The organism is Polaromonas sp. SP1, from assembly GCF_003711205.1.
Taxonomy (GTDB): domain Bacteria; phylum Pseudomonadota; class Gammaproteobacteria; order Burkholderiales; family Burkholderiaceae_C; genus Polaromonas.
Genome location: NZ_CP031013.1, coordinates 3,546,511 through 3,567,632 on the forward strand (window position 1 = coordinate 3,546,511; position 21,122 = coordinate 3,567,632).

Consider the following 21,122-nt stretch of genomic DNA (forward strand, 5'->3'; position numbering starts at 1 on the left):
CTGGGGTGACTACAGGTGTTTGACGCGGAGAGTGGGCTGTTCCAGAACTGGCATCGCGAGTACTGCCCACGTTGCGGAAGGTATATGCAGTTCGATCCTACTGGACTGGCTGACGGCCCTAATGGATTCATTTATGCGAAGGGGAATCCTCTGTGTTGTGTTGCGCTAAAGCTTGACCCACTGGGTCAGTTTCCTCTGAAATTCAACAGCGTAGCTACTTATGAAACCAACGGTAGAGACGGCGTGGGTTAGGCCTAGATCAAAACTACGGCTCTGACTGGGTCGGATTTCGACGAAATTTAACAATCAGAGAGGGATCCATGAGCTTGTTTCAATGGCTTGCATCGAGTGCGGTGCGGGCAACTCGACTGTGGCCGTTCAAGCATGTGAACGCGCCTGTAAGAGCCTTCATCAAGGCAGGCCTGCATCGGCAGGGCAATCACATGCTGAGCCGGAACAAATCACTTCGCTGCGTGAGTGTTGTTCTGTGCATGTTCTGGGCCGGTATGCCGGCATCTTCCAGTGCCACGGTTCCCTCCTCGTTGACGCCATCCATAGGTTCTTGCACGGGCGTTCCGGTTTGTTATGGGTACCGCATGCACTACTACGTTGTGGGGGTGTTGTTTCCTTCAATCAATGCAGCTTGTGCTGCGCTTCTGGCGAACAGAATTCCTGCATACCCGCAATATCACTCGCTAGGCATTGAAGTGGTAAACGCGACGGCCTACAACCCGATATGCAATCTGTATGGATACACCAACGATACGAATCAATTTAGCCCCAACATCGGCGCAGCCTCCTTGACGCCGGAGGGGGCACCTGGCTACATATGTCCCGACGGCGCAGACCCTAACAGCAACCCCGCCACATGCACCTGCAGGGCCGGCTTCATAGAGGACGTCTCTCATAAGATCTGCACCCCGGGAGGCGTGGGCGGCACGGTGGTCGACATCTTTCGGTCTACCAAGGCTTCCAGCTGCCCGTGGTGTGAGGGCAACCCCATCTATCCCCTGGTTGGCGGCAAGGTGGAGCCCGTCGTTACCGGCATGAGCGTGGGCGGACAACCACTGGTCTTCACCTACAGTAGCGCGAAACAGGCAGCTGCAATTGCGGCAGGAAAGACGGCCAAGACCTTTGGCACCATGCCTGCGCTCGGAGGCTTGTGGGAGAGCAGCTTGCACCGCAATCTGATCATGGGCACTGGCGGTTTTGGGGCGACTTTGTACCGCGGCAACGGCCAAACGGTCAGCTTCCGTTATTCAGGGACGGCTTACATCGCCGATGCCGATGTGAACGGCACCTTCACGGCTATTACCGGTGGCTATCGTTATATGGATGCCAAGTCGCGCACCATCGAGACCTACAACATGGCAGGCCAGCTCACCAGCTGGGCCGACGCGGCTGGCAACACGCTCACCTTCAGCTACAGCGCTATGGCAGGCGCTGCAGCGCCTGCGGCCGGTTACCTGCAGACAGTCACCGACAACAACGGCCGCAGCCTGAGCTTTGCCTATACCCTGCCGGCCGGTGGGGTGGCCGCCACGGACGGGATGATCTCCAGCGCGACGGACTTTGCAGGACGCACGATCAGCACAGGCTTTGATGCCAACGGCAGCCTGACGCAGTTGACTTGGCCCGACACCAAAGTCCGTCAGTTTGTGTATGAGAACAGCTCCTTGCCCTGGGCTCTGACAGGCGTGGTCGACGAGCGGGGCATCCGTTATTCGACCTTTACCTACGACTCGGCCGGGCGTGCGCTTTCGACCGAACACGCCGGCGGTGCCAACAAATATTCGGTGAGCTACACCACACCACCGCAAGTCACCTTGACGCAGGCTTACGACTCCGGCACGCAGCTCACCACCCGAACCCATGAGTGGCAGGCCCCGGCCGGCGTACAGCTCACCCGGCCCAACGGGGAAATTACCAACGCCAGCAGCAGCAACGTGCTGGGCTACCCGATGCCGACGGGCTTCTCGCAGCCCGCGGGCTCCGGCTACGGAGCGGCCAACAATGCCGCCATCTTCGACACCAGCGGCAACCTGACTTCCACCGACGACTTCAACGGCCAGCGCAGCTGCTACGCCTACGACAGCAGCAACCGCGAGACCGCGCGGGTCGAGGGCTTGGCCAACACGGTGGTCTGCCCGGGTGTCCTTCCCGGTAGTTCAACCCTGCCGGCCGGAAGCCGCAAGACGGAAACCGGCTGGCATGCGGATTGGCGCCTGCCCGTCAAAATGAACCAGCCTTTGCAAATCACGACCACGGTCTACCACGGCCAGCCGGATCCTTTCAACAGCAACATCTTGGCCAACTGCACTAGCGCGCCAGCTTTGCCCAACGGTAAAGCCTTGCCTGTGGTGTGTAAGCAGGTCGTGCAGGCCACCACAGATGCCGACGGCCACCTGGGCCTGGCAGCCGTGATTGACACCGGCGTGGCGCAGCGCGTCTCGCGCTTCACATATGACGCGCAAGGACGAACCCTGACCAGCACGGATCCGCTCAATCGCTCGACAACCTATACCTATTATGGTGATACAAGCTTCCCAAGCACTCAGCCGTTTGACCCGAACTTGGCGTCGGTCAGTCTGCTCCTGCATGCAGACGGCGCCAACGGGAGTACCACCTTCACCGACAGCAGTCCGAGCCCCAAAACCCTCTCTGCCATTGGTACAGCCACCATCAGCACGGCGCAGAGCAAGTTCGGCGGTTCCGCCATTTACTTCAATGGCGCGGCAGGCCATCTGTCAACGCCCGCCAATGCGAGCTTTGATATTGGGCTTGGCGACTTCACCGTCGAGACCTGGTACTACCCCGGCGCGGCGACAGGCAGTAGCCAGGCTCTCTTCACTGTCGGTAACCCGACCAACTACAGCGCTTCCGGCCTGAGCCTGGGTATCCAGCACGTAGGCTCAACAGGCAAGCTGGTTGCCTTTGTCTACAACGCCAGCCAGTACACCAATGTTCTATCCACCGGCGCTCTTGCGGTGAATAGCTGGTACCACGTCGCCTTGGTGAGAAAGAGCGGGGTTCTTTCGCTGTACCTCAATGGTGTATTGCAAGGCTCAGGCAACGCAAACTTTGCGGCCAATGTGCCGGCCAGCGGGTGGATGGTCTCTGTGGGACGCTACAACAACGAAACTCCGGCGTATGTGAACGGCTATCTTGATGACTTTCGTTTCACCAAGGGCATCGCAAGGTATAGCGCGAATTTCACGCCGCCGAGCGAAGCTTTTCCCAATACAGCGACGCCACCGGTAGACCCCAGCGCCGTGGGGCACACCACGGGCGACCTGCAGACCGTCACCAACGCGGCCAGCCATGTCACCCAGTTCACCTTGTACGACAGAGCAGGGCGCGTGAAGCAGATGGTTGACCCGAAAGGCGTAGTCACAGACACGACGTACACGCCAAGAGGCTGGGTCAGCAGCACGACGGTCACACCTCCAGGAGGTACCGCCAGAACGACCACATACACCTACGACAACGCAGGTCAATTGACGGGAGTGCTTCTTCCGGACAGCACCGCCCTGAGTTATAGCTACGACGCGGCGCATCGCCTGACCGGCGTGACGGATGCCAAAGGCAATGCCGTGACCTACGTACTGGACGCCATGGCCAACAAGACCGGAGAGCAAGTCAGGGATCCTTCGGGCACCCTGCAAAGAAACATCACCCGCGTCTATGACGCACTGAACCGGATCCAACAAGTTACGGGAGCGAGCAATTGATTACCACAACCACCATCCAGGCGGGAGGAGGCCGCGAGAGGTTCACTCCATATGTGGGAATTCGGCCGCATTGGTGCCGTTTCGCAAAGGTGCACACACCATGGGAATCTTCGCCGTCATTCCAATACTGGGGCGGCATGGTTTACCTTCTTCGCATGGTCACTGGCCTGCTCCTGGCCTTCGCCCTCGGTGTGCTGTCCGGCCCGGCATACGCGATATTTCCACAGCAATCAGGCTTTCGTGTGGTGGTCACTGGCTGGCCCCCTGGCCCCATTGCGGCGACGCGAAGCGATGCCTGTCAAGCCATGGCGAGTGGGCATATTCTCTCCAATCTTGGCACTTACAACACGTGGGAGCCGTGGTCGTTGAGCAGTAGCGGCCTGAGTTGCAGCCTCTACGTCCGACAGATTTCCAACGGCGTGATGAGTCAGAATTCGGGCGGTGTGCAGGTCACGAGCTACTGTCCGGAAAACTCGGAGTTGAGTGGGTCAGAATGCATCTGCAAAGAAAGCGAAGGCTATATCCAGGTCGGTGCTCAGAATTTTTGCTCCAAACGAAACGAGGTTGACGCCACACAGGTGCCGCCAACATCTCCGCTCGCCAAAGCCTGTCCAGCTCCAAAGAGTTCCAACCCAGAATATGGCAACCCCATCTACCCGCTAACAGGCAGCAAGGTAGAACCAGTGCCAACAGGCATTGAAATAGGCGGTATCGCCCTGAGCCTGGCGTACGACAGCGTCTCCAAAACGCCGGGTTCCGTCTCTTCAGCCTACAGCCACCTGCCATCTTTCGGCGAACTGTGGTTTACCAGCCTGCACCGCAAACTCAACCTGTCGCCTACCTTGCAAAGCGCGATTGTGTCGCGAGGCAACGGCCGCCTTCTCAGCTTTACGGCAACAGGCGGTGTGTTTACCTCAGGCGCCAGCCGAAACGAAACCCTGGTCGCCATCACCGGTGGCTACCGCTTCTCAGACGTTAACGGCGGCATACAAGAGATCTACAACAGCGCCGGGCAACTGACCAGCCTGGCCACCGCACAAGGCAAGGTGCTGACCTTCACCTACCTTGCAGGCGACCTTGCGTCGGTGCAAGACAACGACGGCAGGGTTGTCCGGTTTGACTATGGCAATGCCGTGGGCGGCAGCCCGGGCAGGCGCGTCACCAAAATCACCGACACCGTTGGCCGCGCCATCAGTGCCACCTACGACGCGGCAGGCAACCTGGCTTCGCTCACCTGGCAGGACGGAAAAGTGCGCCAGTTTCTTTATGAGAACACCAGCTTTGCCTGGGCGCTCACCGGCGTGACAGATGAAAACACCACCCGCTACGCCACCTTTGGCTACGACAGTGCGGGGCGCGCCATCTCTACCGAATACGCCGGGGGCGTCAACCGCTACAGCGTGAGTTATGGCCAGGCGCCTGCCGTCTCGGTGGTAGACAGCTATGACGCCGGCACCAACGTACTGACCCGTAACCGGACCTGGCAAATCCCTACCGCCCCAGTGCTGACCACCCCCAACGGCTCGACCGCCGACATGGGCGTTCAAAGCCAGTTTGGCATGCCGGCCATCACCACCATGAGCCAGCCTGCCGGCTCAGGCTGTGCTGCAGCCACCAGCACACAGAGCTACGACGCCAACGGCAATGTCGCCAGCAGCGACGACTTCAGCGGTCAGCGCAGCTGCTTTGCCAACGACTTGAGCCGAAACCTGCCCACGGTGGCAGTTGAAGGCTTGGCCAACACAGCCAGCTGCGCCACGGTGCTGGCCCCCAACGCCAGCCTGCCCGCCGGTAGCCGCAAGCTGAGCACACAGTGGCACCCGGACTGGAGCCTGGCAACCAAAGCCGCGCAGCCTTTGAGTCTTACGACCAGCATCTACAACGGCCAGCCCGACCCCTTCAACGGCAATGTGCCGGCCAGCTGCGCGCCCGCCACTGCAAAAACACCTGACGGCAAACCGATCGCTGTGCTGTGCAAGCAGGTCGTGCAGGCAACGACCGATGCCGACGGCCATCTTGGACTGGCCGCCACGCTGGACGCCGCTGTCGCGCAGCGCGTTTCAAGCTTTACATATGACGCCTTTGGGCGGGTGCTCACCAGCACCGATCCGCTGAGCCGCGTCACCACGTATTCCTACTACAGCGATTCAAGCGGTTTCCCTGACCTTGGGGCTGGTGTAGATCCTTCCTTCGGCTCGGTGAGCGTGCTGCTGCATGGGGATGGAAGCAACAATTCGACTGTCATGGTGGACAGCGCTTCTTTAGCCAAGACGGTTGCCGTGGTTGGCGGCGCCAAGATCAGCACCGCGCAAAGCAAGTTTGGCGGATCGTCAATCGCCTTTGACGGCAACGACGACTATCTCGCCATTCCCTCTAGCCCCGGCACCGACTTCAGCTTTGGAACCGGTGATTTCACGGTCGAGGCGTGGTTCTATCTTTCGTCAGCCGGTTCGGACTACCGGTATATTTTTGTCATGCCGTGGGGATCGACAGATATGTCCATTCGCTTCGGAAACAGTGGATTTGGCACAAGGCTTCAGTTTGCATCTCAATCGGGTGCATTGGCCACCGTATACAGCTCAGAGCACACGCAAGCCAGTCTTGCCGGCGCTTGGCACCATGTGGCGATGACACGCAGCGGGGGGGTGATCCGCGCCTTCCTGGATGGAAATTTGCTGACGCTGCGCAACAACATCTTTTCAGGAAGCCCTGTGAGCTCCTGGACAGACGCCAGCAATATTGCATCGATTACGCAAGCCTACATTTCGGCCTCGGGCGCTGCGACGTGGCTAGGCTATATGGAGGATATTCGCATCACCAAAGGCGTGGCTCGTTACACGGCCAACTTCACTCCGCCCACGCAGGCCTTCCCGAATACAGGGGCACCGCCCGATCCCAACGCCGTTGGCCACACGGTCGGCGACCTTCAGTCAATCACCAACGCGGCGGGCCACGTCACCCAGTTCCCGCTGTACGACAGGGCAGGGCGGGTGCGTCGGATGATTGATCCGAAGGGTGTAGTGACGGATACCAGCTACACCCCCAGAGGCTGGATCAGTAGCGTCACGGTGACGCCGCCGGGCGGAGTCGCCCGAACCACCAACTACACCTACGACAACGCGGGTCAATTGATAGGCGTCACTCTGCCTGACACCACAACGATGAGCTACAGCTACGACGCGGCTCACCGGCTGACCGGTGTGACCGATACAAAAGGCAACTCCGTGACCTACAGCCTAGACAACATGGGCAACAAGGTCGGCGAACAGGTCAAGGACCCCTCAGGCAACCTGCAACGAAACATCACTCGCGTCTACGACGCGCTGAATCGAATCCAACAAATCACGGGAGCGAGCAATTGAAAACCACAAATGATTCCACGGTGCGCGGCAGAAACGGCCTGTTCAACACCCCCTTCGTTGCCGGATTGTGCAGCCTGGCCATACTGTCCTTTGCAGCCCCGGTGTTTGCCCAGTCCATGACCTGGCAGTACGGCTATGACGCCATGGGCAGGCCCACCACCGTGCTGGATCCTAACGGCCTGGCCACCTACATCTACTACGACAGCCTGGGCCGCCCCATCCAGACCCAGCAGCCGGCCAACACCGGCACTAGCAACCCGACTGTGACCGGCTTTAGCTACAACGCCAACGACAGCCTGACCCAGGTCACCGACCCGCGCAACCTGAACACCAACTACACGCCCAACGGCCTGGGCGACGTTACTACGCAGACCAGCCCCGACACGGGGGCCAGCCAGTACACCTACGACGCCAACGGCAACGTGCAGACCAAGACCGACGCCAGAGGCAAGCTGACTCAGTACACCTACGACAACCTGGATCGCCTCAAGCGTGTCCAGTACCCGACAGGCACAGACACCCTCATTGAATACGATGGTGGTAGCACGCCCACGCCTGCCGCGACTGGCGAGCTCACCAAGATCACCGACGCCAGTGGCCAAGCTGTTTACACCTACGACAGCATTGGCCGCAAAACAGCCAAGGTTCAGACCACAGGTGCCAAGACTTTCACGGTCGGCTACACCTGGGGCGATAGCGGCACTGCGCTGGACAAACTGACCGCCATCACCTACCCCAGCGGTACCCGGGTCAACTACAGCTACAACGCCTACGGCGACGTATCTGGAATCACGGTTAACCCGCCCAATGCGAACGGCGTGGGCACCAATACCGGCACCAGCCTGCCGATGATCAGTGCCATCACCGCCAATGCTGAAAGCAAGCTCACCGGCTGGACCTGGGCCAGCACCAAGACTCAGGCCATTGCGTATGACGGCAATGGCCAGATCGCTGCGTACAACCTGGGTGACCCAGCAGGGGTGGGGGCCGCAACCGGTATCCGTCGCACAGTGGCGCGAGACAGCGCAGGCCGCATCACCGGCTACACCCACACCAGCAATGGAACGGCTGTCCCCGCGCTGGATCAGAGCTTTGGCTATGACAACCTGAATCGCCTCATCAGCGCCACCCAGAACGGCACGGCCATTCAATACAGCTACGACGCCACCGGAAACCGAACGGCCAAAGCAGTGAGTGGCACCAGCTACCCCAACACCATCTCCGCGACCAGCAACAAGCTGACCCAGACGCAGGATGTGGGAGGTACGGCAACCATCCAACACGACGCGGCCGGCAACATCACGAGTGATGGCACCAATACCTATACCTACAGCGACCGGGGAAGGCTGGCCGCGATGATCAATGCGGGTGGCACGGTCAGTTACAGCTACAACGCGCTGGAACTGCGGGTTGGCAAGACGGGGCCGACGGCGCTGGTGCCGACCGGCGCGATTTATTACGTTTATGACGAGTCAGGAAAACTACTGGGTGAGTACGATGCCAACGGAACACCGCTTTACGAAACCATCTATCTGGGCTTGCCGGTTGGCGTGATCAAGCAGTCGGGTACGGTAGCAGGAAACGATATTGCGATCAGCCTATACAACGTCTCGACGGACCAAGTCGGTGCACCGCGCATCATCACGCGGCAGAGCGACGAAGCGGTAGTGTGGAGATGGGATACCGCTGAAGCATTTGGTGCGACAGCGCCGGATCAGAACCCGGGCAGCCTTGGCACCTTCAGCTTCAACCAACGTTTGCCTGGTCAGGTGTTTGACGCTGAGAGTGGTATGTTCCAAAATTGGCATCGCGAGTACAACCCGCGCATCGGGCGGTATATGCAGTCTGATCCGATTGGCTTGGCAGGGGGAATCAATACCTTTGGGTATGTGGGAGGGGACCCGCTCAATCGAATAGATCCCCAAGGGCTGAATTGGGTCATGGCAGCCAACAGAGTGGCGGCGGGGGTCCAAAGTGCCTACTACCGTTTCAGTCCGGCCATCACAGAATTCGTGGCGGGTGCTTCAGGCGTGAACGGGGCAGTTGCAGCCCCTATGAGTCCGTTGGTTGCGCAGATTCCCGCTACGGTGTCGCGCATGACGCCGGTAGCCAGAGCGATTTCTGAAGGCGTTGAATCTGGGGCATTCTGTGCCGCAAGCGAATTTGCAAAAGAGACTGCGAGGGTTGGACAACTGATCCCAACACACGGTCAGACGATGAGTAACAGGGGACTTGACAAGCTCATCAAAAATCTACGAATCGAAGGAGTCAAGAATCCACTGACAGTAACCGAGCATCAAGGCCGTTTATACATCGTGGATGGTCATCACCGTGCCCTCGCGGCGCCTCGCGCAGGTATCGCGGAAGTCCCTATAAATAGAGTGGAGTTGCCGTACGGCGCTTATAAGACTTCAGCCGATTTAACATACACACCCGGAGGTTATTGATGACTCAGCAACAGCAGATTTCGGAAGCTTTGATTTCTAGCAGAAATATTTTGCTTGGCGGAAGTTCAAATGAACACATTCTTTCCAGCCTCGAGGTTGTGCTGGAGCATGCAGATTCGATAACGGTTTTAAGCACAAGGAAAATAGTTGAATTATGTGTTCCGGAGGTAATTTCCCAAGTAAGAAATTCTGATTTCATCAGCGCCGGGATGATCTTGAATTTGATTCACAACTTGCCCCTTGATGAGACAAGGAGGCAGAGTTGGGATATTGACTACTTCCTTTCAATCGAATTACCAACATTTTTAGATCGATTCGAGGAAGTCATTTCTTCGAGATTGATTGCACTCTTCGTTTGTAAACATTTGGCTTGCGCGTATTTGCCGAGTAGTGTTTTCTCTGAGTAGCAAACTGCAATAGGCGTTGGTTTGTGGAAATGCGCTGAAATCTGATCCAGTCTTTCCATCAATGTTGAATTGTGCTGAAGCCTGCCCCTATTGTTGAATTGCACCGAAATCTGCCCCTATATTTCTATCAACTTTTGACCCGCGCCAGTTAAGGGAGGTGTCCTTACGATGTGTATATCACTCCTAGTTCTCCTCACTTTAAAACTAGGCTACCTGGGTCAGATTTAGACGGAAGCTGTGACTCAAATTGGATCAATTTCCGCTGAAATTCAACATATGAAGCTGTCAAAACGTCCGAAAAGAGCAGGGTTACGTCGTAATTGGACGTAGGTTTACGTTATCGCTGTTATGGCGGCTGTCACTTGGCAGTGTTCCTGGTCTTGATGAAAATGTTAATTAACATAATATACATCGTAGAACATTAACCATGTTCCTGAATTGGCCCGTTTTGGCCATCCGTCACCTGGCAGGCATCACCTGAAATGCATAAGCCCTCAAGGAATTCAATTGTCTTCCAGGTCTGCCACTTCACGCGATCGGCAAACCAGTTGTACATGGCGGAATGTTTACGCGTTTATTCGCTTTGGACTCATGGCTGCCGTCTGTAAGATATTGTTGCGTCGCTGCTGCCTTCCCGGGCGTGCGCCGCCATTGCAGCAGATGGAAAACGTCTTTTAAACAATAACTTTCATTGAGGGCGGCCAGGAGGCCGAGGAGCCATGAAACGACTACACCTGACCGCCGCGCTGGCAGCGCTTGGCGCTGCGTCCGCCGTCGCGCAGTCCAGCTTCCCGCAGAGCAATATCAATACCGTACCGCAGTGGAACGGTGTCAGCAACATCACTGATTGGGGTCCGACCATCACCTCGACCTACGGCCAGACCTTTATGGCCACCGCCGCGAGCGGCGCGCTGAACAGCTTCACCTTCTACACCCGGGTGAGCATCGGCGCCCCCGCCCTGCAATACAGGGCCTACGTTTACGAGTGGGACGCCGGCACCCGGCGCGTCATCGGCCCGGCGCTCTTCACCTCGGCGGTGACCACCATGCATTCGAACGCCGCCCAGACGCCGGTCACTGTCGACACCGGCGGCATCCGCCTGATCGCCGGCAAGCAGTACGTTTTCTTTGTTACCCTCGCCGGTGTCACCGCCATCCCGCAGACCGGCGGCGCCTACGCCTTCGGCGGCGTTCCCGACGCCGTTTATGCAGATGGACAGTTCGTGTTCCAGAACAACAATCTGAATTTCTCTCTGCTGAGCACGCAAGCGTGGCGCCTGCTAGGGGTGGGCCAAGACCTGGCGATGCTGATGCGCATGGGCCCCACGCTTTCGTACGCGATGACCGTGGCCGGCAACAACCCGGGCACGCCGGCCGCCGGCGCGCTCGATGTCATGCTGGGCAATTCCAGCGCCGACCCCGGTGATGCTTCCACCGTAGCCACCGCCTTCAGCAGCATGCCCACCATTGACACGCTGTCGAACGCGGTCAACCAGACCCTGCCACTGTTCACCTCCGGGATGAACAGCATCACGCTGAACACGATGCGCGAAGTCAACCGCGTGATCCAGGCGCGGGTGGACAGCCAGACCGGCATCTCCGCCGGCGACGCCTTCCAGGGCGACCGCAGCGCCTGGGTGAAGCCCTACGGCTCGTACGCGCAGCAGGACGCACGTGAAGGCGTGGCCGGCTACAACGCGCGCAGCACCGGCGTCGTCTTCGGGGCTGACCGGGACGTCTCAGCTAGCGACCGCGTCGGCATCGCCGCCGCCTTTGGCCAGGTGCGGGTGAACGGCCGCGGCGGGGGCAACAACCATGCCTCCATCCAGAACTACACCCTGATCGGCTACGGCCGCCATGCGGTTTCCGATGCGCTGGACCTCACCTGGCAGGTCGACGGCGGCATGGCCGTCAACAAGGGCAGCCGCCCGATCGACTTTGGCGGCCTGAACCGCACCGCCAACGCGACGTATAACGCCTACACCGCCCACGCCGGCGGCGCCCTCTCGCGCAGCTACAGCCTGAGCGCGGACACCACCTTCGCCCCGGCGCTGCGCGCCGACTACAGCTACGTCCGCTCGCGCGGCTATACCGAAGACGGCGCCGGCGTGCTCAACCTCGCCGTGGGCAGCGCCAGCGCGAAGGAACTGGTGATCGGCACTGAAGGCCGCCTGGCACACAAGCTGAGCGTGCAAAGCACCCTCACCGCCAACCTGGGCCTGGGCTACGACACGCTGGCCAGGCGCAACACGGTGACGGCCGCCTATGCCGGCGGCGGCGGCGCCTTCCTGGTCGAAGGCATACGGCCTTCGCCGTGGATCGTGCGCGGCGGCATCGGTTGGGCCTTCCGACAGGTGAAAATGGCGCAGGTAGCGCTGCGCTATGACGTGGAAGCGCGCCGGGGCTTTATCAACCAGACGGCTTCGGTGAATGTGAGGGTGCCGTTTTAGAACGCGCTTCAGGCGCCACGCCTCTTGCAGGGAAGCAATGCCAGATTGCTGGAAAAAAAGCTCAAAACGTCAAAAGGTAAAAGTCACCACTGCCCGGCTGGCCGCTTGCCCTGAATTGCCTTGGATATGAACTCGATGGCGTCCGGCCTGGCGGCGCGCTCGGCAAATTGCAGGGCGGTCAGGCCCTGCTGGTTCTTGAGTTGGGGGTCGGCGCCCTCCTCCAGCAACAGCTTGACGGATTCCGGTGTGCCGTACATGGCGGCCATCATCAGCGGCGTGGTGCCGTTGGGGGATTCGGCATCGATGTAGGCGCTGTTTTCCAGCAGCATGCTGATGATGGCCACGTGGCCGTGCGCGGCGGCATAGTGCAAAGGGGTCCAGCCGGTCTTGTTGACGTCGGCGCCCTTCTTGATCAGCTTGTCGGCCAGCTCGCGCTGGTCCTTGAGGGCGGCCATCATGAGGGCGCTTTCGCCTTTGGGATTGAGCACGTTGACATCGGTCTTGGGCCAGTTGACCAATACCGCGGCGGCCTTAAAAGACTCCTCACGCAGGGCGATGATCAAGCCGGTCTGGCCGCTTGGATCTATGGTGTTTGGGTCAAATCCGCGCTGCAGCAGATTCTGGATCGGCGCAGGGGTGTCTTGCTTGATGGCCATGAAGAAGTCTTCATAGGAGCCAGCGTGTGCAGCAGAAAATCCAGCAATAACAACAAGGTAAATTGCTTTTCTAAAGTAATACATGAGGTTTTTGTTCATGCTTTGATGCCTGTGAAAAGCTGCTCGAAGTTGCGGCTGGTGGCGTTTGCGATGGCTTCGATGGGTTGCTGCGTCAGCTCGGCGATCTGCTTTGCCACGAACGGAACATACGACGGGTTGTTGGTTTTGCCGCGGTAAGGCATGGGCGCCAGGTAAGGGCTGTCGGTTTCGATCAGCATGCGGTCCAGCGGCACAAACCGGGCGACTTCACGCAGGTCGGCCGCATTCTTGAAGGTCAGGATGCCGGAAAACGAGATGTAAAACCCGAGGTCCAGCGCCGCGCGGGCCACCGCCAGGGTTTCGGTAAAGCAGTGAAAAACGCCGGTGGCGGCGCCGGGCTGCCCGGCGGTGCCGCCGCCCTCTTCTTTCAGGATGGCGATGGTGTCGTCAGACGCGCTGCGGGTGTGGATGACCAGGGGCTTGGAAGTCTGGCGGGCGGCGCGTATGTGCACACGAAAGCGCTCGCGTTGCCATTCCATGTCGGCCACGGTGCGCTCGCCCAGGCGGTAGTAGTCCAGCCCGGTTTCGCCGATGCCGACCACTTTGGGCAGCGCCGCGCGCTCCAGCAGGTCGTTAAGGCTGGGTTCGCGCACGTCTTCGTTGTCAGGGTGCACGCCCACGGTGGCCCAGAAGTTGTCGTAGCCGGTGGCCAGGCTGTGGACGGTTTCAAATTCTTCCAGGGTGGTGCAGATGCACAGCGCCCGGTCGACCTGGGCGTCCTGCATGGCCTGGCGGATTTGCGGCAGCTGCGCCTGCAGTTCCGGGAAGCTCAAATGGCAATGGGAGTCGGTGAACATTCCGGGAGAAACCTGTGTATGAAATAAGCCTCTAGCCCAGACTGCGCCTTGGGAGTTAGCTATTAAAAGTGTAGCAAGCCGCAGATCTGGCAGATCTGGCGGGCCCGGCCGGGCGGGCCGGCAGCGCTTAAATCGTCTGCGTGGACCGGTCGGAGGCCAGGTGCGCGCCCAGGATTTCTTCGATCTTGATCTTGAGCAGGCGGGATTTTTCGTCTGACGGGAACCGCACGCCGACACCTTGCGTGCGGTTGCCGGCGGCCTTGGGCGGTGTGACCCAGGCTACCTTGCCGGCCACCGGGTAGCGCTGCGTGTCTTCGGGGAGTGTGAGCAACACGTAGACGTCGTCGCCCAGCTTGTATTCGCGTGCCGTGGGAATGAAAACGCCGCCTTCCTTGAACAGCGGGATGTAGGCGGCATAGAGCGCCGCTTTTTCCTTGATGGCCAGCTGGACGACGCTGGGCCGGGCACCGGCTGCTGCGGGGGTACTTGCGGGAGGGGGTGTGCTCATGGCGCTAGTTTATCGGTTTGAGGCGGGCGGTGCCCGCAAATGCGGCGTGAATGAGACGCTTTATTTGGCGTTGAGCGCAAGCCGGGCGCGGCTGACCAGGGACTCCAGCATCAGGCCGGGGTTGTAGGGGTGCTCGACGGTGCGGGCGGTGGTGGCGAGCTCTTTGGCCCAGCTGGCCAGCGCATACAGGCCGCCACCGGCCCTGCCCGCCGCGGCGGGCGGCTGCGCCGGGAGGTCGCCGGCGCTGAAAAACCGGGGCGCGGCGCCCATGCGCACGGCCAGCACGTCGTGGCAAAGCTTTTGCAGCGCATCAACCGCCTCGGCCGGCGCCCAGTCCGACAAGGCGCTCACGTCGCCGCGGGCCATGGCCTTGGGCAGGGCTTGCCAGTGCTGGGCGGCTTCGGCCGCCGGGCTGTTTTGCGCCCACATCAATGCATCGGCCGGCCGGCCGCCTGAGGCAACGAGCAGGGTTTGCAGGTCTGCCGGTTTCGGTGCGGCGGCGGCTTTTTTGGGCGCGCCTGCACCGTCCGCGGCATTGACTATTTCCTGCTGCAGCCAGCCCAGCGCCAGGTCAAAGTCGGGCCAGACCATGGTGTGACCCAGGCAGCGGCTGCGGATGGTGGGCAACAGCTGGTGGGCCGCTTCGGTGGCAAGGATGAATTTCACGGCGCCGGGTGGCTCTTCCAGCGTCTTGAGCAAGGTGTTGGCGGTGACGTTGTTCATGCGCTCGGCCGGAAACACCAGCACGACTTTGGTCGTGCCGCGCGAGCGCGTGAACTGCGTGAAGGACACGGCTTCGCGCGCGGCGTCGACCTTGATTTCCTTGCTGGGCTTGCGCTTCTTGGCGTCGAGCTCGTCCTGGGTTTTTTCGTCCAGCGGCCAGCCCAGCGCCAGCGACAGTGTTTCGGGCATCAGCATGCACAGGTCGGCATGCGTGTGCACATCGACCGCATGGCAGCTGCCGCAATGGCCGCAAGCGCCCTGGGGCGTGGCTTCTTCGCACAGCCAGGCGCGCGCCAGCGCCAGCGCCAGCTCGAACTGGCCCAGGCCCGACGGGCCGCTGAGCAGCCAGGCATGGCCGCGCTGCACCAGCAGGCTTTCAAGCTGGGTCTGCAGCCAGGGCGCCAGCGGCGGGTTGCTGGATTCGGCGGTGTGGCCGGCGTCGCTCATGACAACCATCCTTTGGCCAGGAACACCTGCCGCACCGCCTGCCAGACGTCGTCACGGCTTTGACTGGCATCAATGCGGGCAAAGCGTTCGGGGTGGTTTTTCTGCCGGTCGGCATAACCCTGCGCCACGCGGCGGAAGAATTCAACCGGCTGCGCCTCAAACTTGTCGGGCACGCGGGCGCCGGCCAGCCGCAGCGCGGCTTCTTCTGGCGCCAGGTCAAACCAGACGGTCAAATGCGGCTCGATCACGGTTTCGACTTCCGGTTTCATGGGCGAATTGCCGGCCGGGTCGCCCAGCAGGCCTTCGTCGGACTGCACCCATTGCTCCAGCGTGGCCAGCAGCTTCAGGTCAAACCCGCGCCCTGCGCCCTGGTAGGCAAAGGTGGCGTCGGTAAAGCGGTCGCACAGCACGACTTCGCCGCGCAGCAGCGCCGGGGCGATCACGTTCACGATGTGGTCGCGCCGGGCGGCAAAGATCAGCAGGGCCTCGGTCAGCGGGTCCATCGCGTCGTTCAGCACCATGGCCCGCAGCTTTTCAGCCAGCGGCGTGCCGCCGGGCTCGCGTGTCAGCGTCACCACCCTGCCCTCGGCCTTGAAGGCATCGGCCAGCCCCGCGATGTGTGTGGACTTGCCGGCGCCGTCTATGCCTTCGAAGCTGATGAAGAGGCCGTGCAGATGTTTACTCATGGATTGACCCGGTAAATGAGGGCCGCCGCGCCGGGACGCCCCAGGCAAGGCCAGCCCCCGCGGGGGGCAACGCATTACACGAAGTGAAAAGTGTGGGGGCCATCGTTACTGGCCGCGGATGTATTTATTCACGGCGCGGTTGTGCTCGTCCAGGCTGCTGCTGAAGTGGCTGCTGCCGTCGCCCTTGGCCACAAAGTAGATGGCTTTGGTGGGCGCGGGCTGCACGGCGGCCAGCAAGGCGGCTTTGCCCGGCATGGCGATCGGCGTGGGCGGCAGGCCGGCGCGGGTGTAGGTGTTGTAGGGCGTGTCGGCCAGCAGGTCGCGCTTGCGCAGGTTGCCGTCAAACTGCGCGCCCAGGCCGTAAATCACGGTCGGGTCGGTCTGCAGCAGCATGCCCAGGCGCAGCCGGTTGGTAAAAACGCCGCCGATCTGCGCGCGGTCCGAAGGCTTGCCGGTTTCCTTTTCGACAATGCTGGCCAGGATCAGCGCTTCGTCCGGGGTTTTGAGCGGGGTATCGGGGTTGCGCAGCGCCCAGGCGGCGTCCAGCCGCTTGTCCATCGCCCGCGCCGCGCGCTTGAGCACCGCCATGTCGCTCGAGCCTTTGGCGTAGGTGTAGGTGTCGGGGAAAAAGCGGCCCTCGGGGTGCACCCCTGGCTTGCCCAGCTTTTGCATGATGATTTCGGGCTCCAGCCCAAGCGTGTCGGGGGCCAGCTGCTCTGCTTTTTGTAGCGCGGCGCGCACCTGGGTAAAGGTCCAGCCTTCCACCAGCGTCACGCTTTTGAGGGCCTGGTCGCCGCGCACCAGCATGCTGAGCAGCTTTTGCGGATTGGTGCCGGGCGCCAGTTCATAGCTGCCGGCCTTGATCTGCCTGCCCTGGCCCGAAAAGCGGAACCAGGCGTGCAGGAAGATCGCCGGCACATCGGCGCCGCTGGCCACGATGACGTCGGCCACGCTGCTGGCAGGGGTTCCGGGCTCGATTTCCAGGTCCACCACCTGGCTGCCGGGCGCCAGCCGCAGCGGGATCGGCTCGTTCAGCCACCACAGGACCGCACCAAACGACAGCAGGGCGCCAACAAATATCAGTAAGAACAGACTTGTAAAGACACGACGCACAACCCAGCTACCTTTTCAGTACAGAACGCAAAAGCCGAGGCCTATGATAATTCAGCCCATCTTCTCACCGACTGTGAATGCCCCATGACCCTGCCCCCAAGCCCCTCAGCAATTTCCGGTGTCACCGAACTGACGAACCTCGGCGTCATCCGCGTAACCGGCGAAGACGCCGTCACGTTTTTGCAGGGCCAGCTGACGCAGGACGTGGCCCTGATGGGCGCGAACGAAGCCCGTCTGGCGGCCTTCTGCAATGCCAAGGGCCGCATGCAGGCCAGCTTTATCGTCTTCAAGCGCGACCAGGATCTTTTGCTGGTCTGCAGCCGCGACATCCTGCCCGCCACCCTCAAGCGCCTGTCGATGTTTGTGCTGCGCGCCAAGGCAAAACTGAGCGACGCAAGCGCGGAATTCGCCTTGCACGGCCTGGCGGGTTCCGCTATTAAATTGATAGCTACAAGCCAAGGCGGTATTTGGGCCAAAGCCGATATTGATGCTGCAAACCTGGTGTTCCTGCATCCGGGCGCCGGCCAGCCGCGCGCGCTGTGGTGTGCACCCGCCGCCTCGCCCGCGCCCGAAGGCCCGCGCATCACCCTCGCCGAATGGGAGTGGCTGGGCGTGCAGTCCGGCATCGCGATCATCACCCAGCCGATTTTTGAAGCCTTTGTGCCGCAGATGCTCAATTACGAGTCCGTGGGCGGCGTGAACTTCAAAAAAGGCTGCTACCCCGGCCAGGAGATCGTGGCGCGCAGCCAGTTCCGCGGCACGCTCAAACGGCGCGCCTATGTGGCCCACACCGCCGGCACGCCGTCGGTGGGCCAGGAGGTGTTTCATGCCTCCGATGCTGGCCAACCCTGCGGCCTGGTTGCCGCGGCGGCGCCCAATCCGGCCGGCGGGTTTGACGTCATCGTGTCCATGCAGACTTCTGCCGCAGCCGATGCCGAAGGCGGCCGCCTGACTTTGGGCAGCGCCACGGGCGAAGCGCTTGCGTTGCTGCCCCTGCCCTACGCGCTGCTCGAAGACATCTAAATAGATAGTAGATAGCGCCCTCTCAGCATGTGTCTCGTCGCATTTGCCATTGGCGCCTCTTATCGCTGGCCGCTGGTGATCGCCGCCAACCGCGATGAATTCCTGGCGCGCCCGACGCTGCCGCTGGCCCGCTGGCAAACGCCTTCCGGGCAAGAAATCATTTCAGGCCGCGACCTGCGCGCCGGCGGCACATGGATGGGAATCACGCCCGGCGGCCGCATCGCTTTCCTCACCAATGTGCGGCAGGCCAGCCCCGAGATCGCACCGCGTTCGCGCGGCGAACTGGTCACACGCTGGCTCGAAGGCGCCGGTAACGCCGAAGGTTTTGTGGCGGAGCTTGAAAACACCGGAGGCGGCGGCGCAGCCTACGGCGGCTTTAACCTGGTGCTGGGCGATCTTCAGCACAGCGCCTGGACCTGGGTGACCAACAAATCCGTGGTGCTTTCCGAAGGACCAACGCTCTACGTCCAGGCCTTGCCGCCCGGCCTGTATGGTTTGTCCAATGCCGGGCTCGACACACCCTGGCCTAAAACCGTCGAGTTGAAACGAGTCCTGGCCGCAGCCTTGAAGGATGGCGAAAGCCGGGCCGACCATGAAGCCATGCGGGCATCGCTCTGGGCGGCGCTGGGCAACCGCCAGCGCGCCCTGCCCCGGGAACTCCCGCATACGGGTGTTGCACCCGAACTGGAGGAGGCTCTTTCGAGCGCTTTTGTGGGTTTTCCGGGGCGCGCTTACGGCACGCGTTGCAGCACCATGCTGCTTGCCACACCGCTGAATGGCGATAAAGGGCAATGGGACGTTCAGCTGGAAGAGCGCACGCATATGCGCGGAGGCGAAACCGCCGCTCAGGACGTTCGCCGCGAACAGCTTGCCGTCAGGGTGTCTTGACCATCTCGATGTGCGGGATGCCGACTTCCTCGAAGGGCTCGCCGCGCGGTGCAAAACCCAGGCGCTGGTAGAAGCCCTCGGCGCTGCGCTGGGCATACAGCATGACTTCGCGGTCACCGCGCTCGCGGGCCACGGCCATCAAGGTGTTCAGGATATCCCCGCCGACACGTGATCCCCGCAGCACGCGGTGAACCGCCATTCGGCCTATCTTGCCCACGCCGTCTGCCTGCGTGACAAGCCGGCCCGTGGCGATGCCCTGCCCCAGGCCGTTGTAGGCCACGGCGTGCACGGCCGTGTTGTCGGCCTCGTCCCATTCCATCTCCATCGGGATGCCCTGCTCTTTAACAAACACGGCGGTGCGCACTTTGGATGCGTCGGCGCCCAGCGCCGCCCAGTCGCCGGTCCTGATCTGCAGCATCGCCTCGCCGGCCTCATAAGCCGTCAGTACGCGGCGCAAGGCGTCGGGCACCGGTTTGGAGGTCTGCGAGGAAGGGTCGGCAAACACATAAACCAGCTCGCAGGTGATGAGGCGTTCATCGTCCCGGAAGATTGCACCGGTGAACGCCATGGACGAGTTGCCGATGCGGGCGCACTTGAGCGCTACGTCCACCCTGTCGTCAAAGCGCGCCGAGCCGTGGTATTCAACGCTGGCCTTTTTCACATACAGGTCGCCCCCCAGGTGCACCATGGCTTCTTCATACGGCAGCGCCAATGCGCGCCAGTAGTCGGTGATGGCGGTGTCGAAGTACATCAGGTAATGCGCGTTGAACACGATTTTCTGCATGTCCACTTCGGCCCAGCGCACGCGAAGGCGATGGAAAAAACGGAAGTCCTGTCGTTTCATGGTTGGGCTGTCGAAAAGTTGAGGTTGAAGGCTTCGCGCAAAGCCCGGGCCGCATCGGCATGGGCCTGGCGCGCTTCGGGAATGATGCGCCCCATCTTGATGAACTCGTGCGTCACGCCGCGGTAAATCTCAAGGTCGACCGCCACGCCGGCGGCGCGCAGCTTGTCGGCATACATCACGCCTTCGTCTACCAACGGGTCGCATTCCGCCAAACCCAGCCAGGCCGGCGCCACGCCATCCACATCCGGCGCGTTAAGCGGCGCAAAGCGCCAGTCGTCACGGTCGGCCGGGCTGCGAATGTAGCCATTGAAGAACCAGGTGATGTCGGCCTCTTCCAGCACAAAGCCCGTGGCAAAGGCCTGGTGCGACGGCGTGTCCTGGTGGGCCGCGCAGCCGGGGTAATACAGCAATTGCAGCGCCAGCGGCAGTCCGGCATCGCGGGCCAGGATGGCGCACATGGCCGCCAGCGTGCCGCCCGCGCTGTCGCCGCCCACGGCCAGGCGCGTGGCATCCAGGCCCAGGCCGGCCGCGTGGGACGCCAGCCATTGCAGGGCGTCCCAGGCGTCGTTGGCCGCCACCGGAAATTTATGCTCCGGCGCCAGCCGGTAGTCGACCGACACCACGGCACAACCCGAGAGGTGGCTGAGTTGGCGGCACAGGATGTCGTGCGTGGCCACGCTGCCGACGGTAAAGCCGCCGCCGTGAAAGTACATCAGCACCGGCAGGCTTTCCGTCGACGGTGCGTAGAGGCGAGCCGGCAATTCATGGCCGTCCCGCGCCGGGATGCTCAGCGCTTCCACCCGTTGCAAAGCAGGCTTGGGAATCTCCAGCACGCCGGCGCCGGCCTCATAGGCGGCCTTGGCCTCAGTGGGCGTAATCGTGTGAAACGGCGGGCGATTGGCGCGCGCCATGCGGCCGAGCACGTCCCGCATTGCAGGCGT

General features: G+C 61.4%; 18 protein-coding genes. 8 read left to right on the forward strand and 10 right to left on the reverse strand.

Translation table 11 applies throughout. From position 1 onward, the window contains the following. Positions 1-15: 15 nt before the first annotated feature. Positions 16-252: an RHS repeat domain-containing protein gene (locus tag DT070_RS21800; RefSeq protein WP_122956433.1), complete on the forward strand. Its 237-nt coding sequence runs from the start codon at positions 16-18 to the stop codon at positions 250-252. Between the two features lie 187 nt (positions 253-439). Here DT070_RS21800 and DT070_RS21690 read toward each other — a convergent pair whose 3' ends face one another. Continuing rightward, the gene (locus DT070_RS21690) at positions 440-568 is read right to left on the reverse strand and encodes a hypothetical protein (RefSeq protein ID WP_255416841.1); all 129 of its coding nucleotides are present in this window, start codon (positions 566-568) and stop codon (positions 440-442) included. A 361-nt stretch (positions 569-929) separates the two neighbouring features. Here DT070_RS21690 and DT070_RS16850 point away from each other — a divergent pair, with 361 nt between their 5' ends. The 4 genes from DT070_RS16850 (at position 930) to DT070_RS16865 (ending at position 9,947) form a co-directional block, all read left to right on the forward strand. Beyond that, complete coding sequence (locus tag DT070_RS16850; protein ID WP_164483772.1) at positions 930-3,731, forward strand: LamG-like jellyroll fold domain-containing protein; 2,802 nt, start codon at positions 930-932, stop codon at positions 3,729-3,731. 155 nt (positions 3,732-3,886) lie between these two features. Then, complete coding sequence (locus DT070_RS16855; protein ID WP_164483773.1) at positions 3,887-7,093, forward strand: LamG-like jellyroll fold domain-containing protein; 3,207 nt, start codon at positions 3,887-3,889, stop codon at positions 7,091-7,093. Continuing rightward, complete coding sequence (locus tag DT070_RS16860) at positions 7,090-9,540, forward strand: RHS repeat-associated core domain-containing protein (protein WP_164483774.1); 2,451 nt, start codon at positions 7,090-7,092, stop codon at positions 9,538-9,540. The genes DT070_RS16855 and DT070_RS16860 overlap by 4 nt, the downstream gene beginning before the upstream one ends. Then, positions 9,540-9,947 carry a hypothetical protein gene (locus tag DT070_RS16865; RefSeq protein WP_122956437.1) on the forward strand — a complete coding sequence of 136 codons (408 nt, stop codon included), beginning with the start codon at positions 9,540-9,542 and terminating at the stop codon, positions 9,945-9,947. Before DT070_RS16860 ends, DT070_RS16865 begins: the two co-directional genes overlap by 1 nt. Positions 9,948-10,368: 421 nt before the next feature. Here DT070_RS16865 and DT070_RS21695 read toward each other — a convergent pair whose 3' ends face one another. Continuing rightward, complete coding sequence (locus DT070_RS21695; protein ID WP_255416842.1) at positions 10,369-10,503, reverse strand: hypothetical protein; 135 nt, start codon at positions 10,501-10,503, stop codon at positions 10,369-10,371. A 163-nt stretch (positions 10,504-10,666) separates the two neighbouring features. Between DT070_RS21695 and DT070_RS16870 the strand changes: the two genes are divergently transcribed. Further along, positions 10,667-12,397 carry an autotransporter outer membrane beta-barrel domain-containing protein gene (locus tag DT070_RS16870; protein WP_122956438.1) on the forward strand — a complete coding sequence of 577 codons (1,731 nt, stop codon included), beginning with the start codon at positions 10,667-10,669 and terminating at the stop codon, positions 12,395-12,397. 83 nt (positions 12,398-12,480) lie between these two features. Here the strand turns inward: DT070_RS16870 and DT070_RS16875 are convergent, their stop codons facing one another. From DT070_RS16875 to mltG, 6 genes are all read right to left on the reverse strand, one after another. Next, positions 12,481-13,152: an ankyrin repeat domain-containing protein gene (locus tag DT070_RS16875; protein ID WP_122956439.1), complete on the reverse strand. Its 672-nt coding sequence runs from the start codon at positions 13,150-13,152 to the stop codon at positions 12,481-12,483. Beyond that, positions 13,149-13,949 carry a TatD family hydrolase gene (locus tag DT070_RS16880; protein ID WP_122956440.1) on the reverse strand — a complete coding sequence of 267 codons (801 nt, stop codon included), beginning with the start codon at positions 13,947-13,949 and terminating at the stop codon, positions 13,149-13,151. Before DT070_RS16880 ends, DT070_RS16875 begins: the two co-directional genes overlap by 4 nt. A gap of 127 nt (positions 13,950-14,076) precedes the next feature. Further along, a complete protein-coding gene (locus tag DT070_RS16885; RefSeq protein ID WP_122956441.1) occupies positions 14,077-14,457 on the reverse strand; it encodes a PilZ domain-containing protein in 381 nt (126 codons plus the stop codon). Positions 14,458-14,517: 60 nt separating this feature from the next. Beyond that, positions 14,518-15,627, reverse strand: coding sequence for a DNA polymerase III subunit delta' (locus DT070_RS16890; RefSeq protein ID WP_122956442.1), 1,110 nt, complete (start codon positions 15,625-15,627; stop codon positions 14,518-14,520). Next, a complete protein-coding gene (gene tmk, locus DT070_RS16895) occupies positions 15,624-16,313 on the reverse strand; it encodes a dTMP kinase (RefSeq protein WP_122956443.1) in 690 nt (229 codons plus the stop codon). The genes DT070_RS16890 and tmk overlap by 4 nt, the downstream gene beginning before the upstream one ends. 105 nt (positions 16,314-16,418) lie before the next feature. Then, complete coding sequence (gene mltG / locus DT070_RS16900) at positions 16,419-17,426, reverse strand: endolytic transglycosylase MltG (RefSeq protein WP_122956444.1); 1,008 nt, start codon at positions 17,424-17,426, stop codon at positions 16,419-16,421. An 84-nt stretch (positions 17,427-17,510) separates the two neighbouring features. Here mltG and DT070_RS16905 point away from each other — a divergent pair, with 84 nt between their 5' ends. Both DT070_RS16905 and DT070_RS16910 read left to right on the forward strand, forming a co-directional pair. Beyond that, on the forward strand, positions 17,511-18,449 hold the full coding sequence (locus tag DT070_RS16905; RefSeq protein ID WP_122956445.1) for a folate-binding protein YgfZ: 939 nt from the start codon (positions 17,511-17,513) through the stop codon (positions 18,447-18,449). A gap of 27 nt (positions 18,450-18,476) precedes the next feature. Next, positions 18,477-19,337, forward strand: coding sequence for an NRDE family protein (locus DT070_RS16910; RefSeq protein WP_122956446.1), 861 nt, complete (start codon positions 18,477-18,479; stop codon positions 19,335-19,337). On the opposite strand, the gene DT070_RS16915 is transcribed toward DT070_RS16910, so the two are convergent. Further along, positions 19,324-20,181, reverse strand: a complete 858-nt coding sequence (locus DT070_RS16915) for a YbgC/FadM family acyl-CoA thioesterase (RefSeq protein WP_122956447.1) — start codon at positions 20,179-20,181, stop codon at positions 19,324-19,326. The two genes, DT070_RS16910 and DT070_RS16915, sit on opposite strands and share 14 nt — an antisense overlap. Further along, complete coding sequence (locus DT070_RS16920) at positions 20,178-21,113, reverse strand: alpha/beta hydrolase (protein ID WP_194965907.1); 936 nt, start codon at positions 21,111-21,113, stop codon at positions 20,178-20,180. The genes DT070_RS16915 and DT070_RS16920 overlap by 4 nt, the downstream gene beginning before the upstream one ends. Between the last annotated feature and the right edge of the window lie 9 nt (positions 21,114-21,122).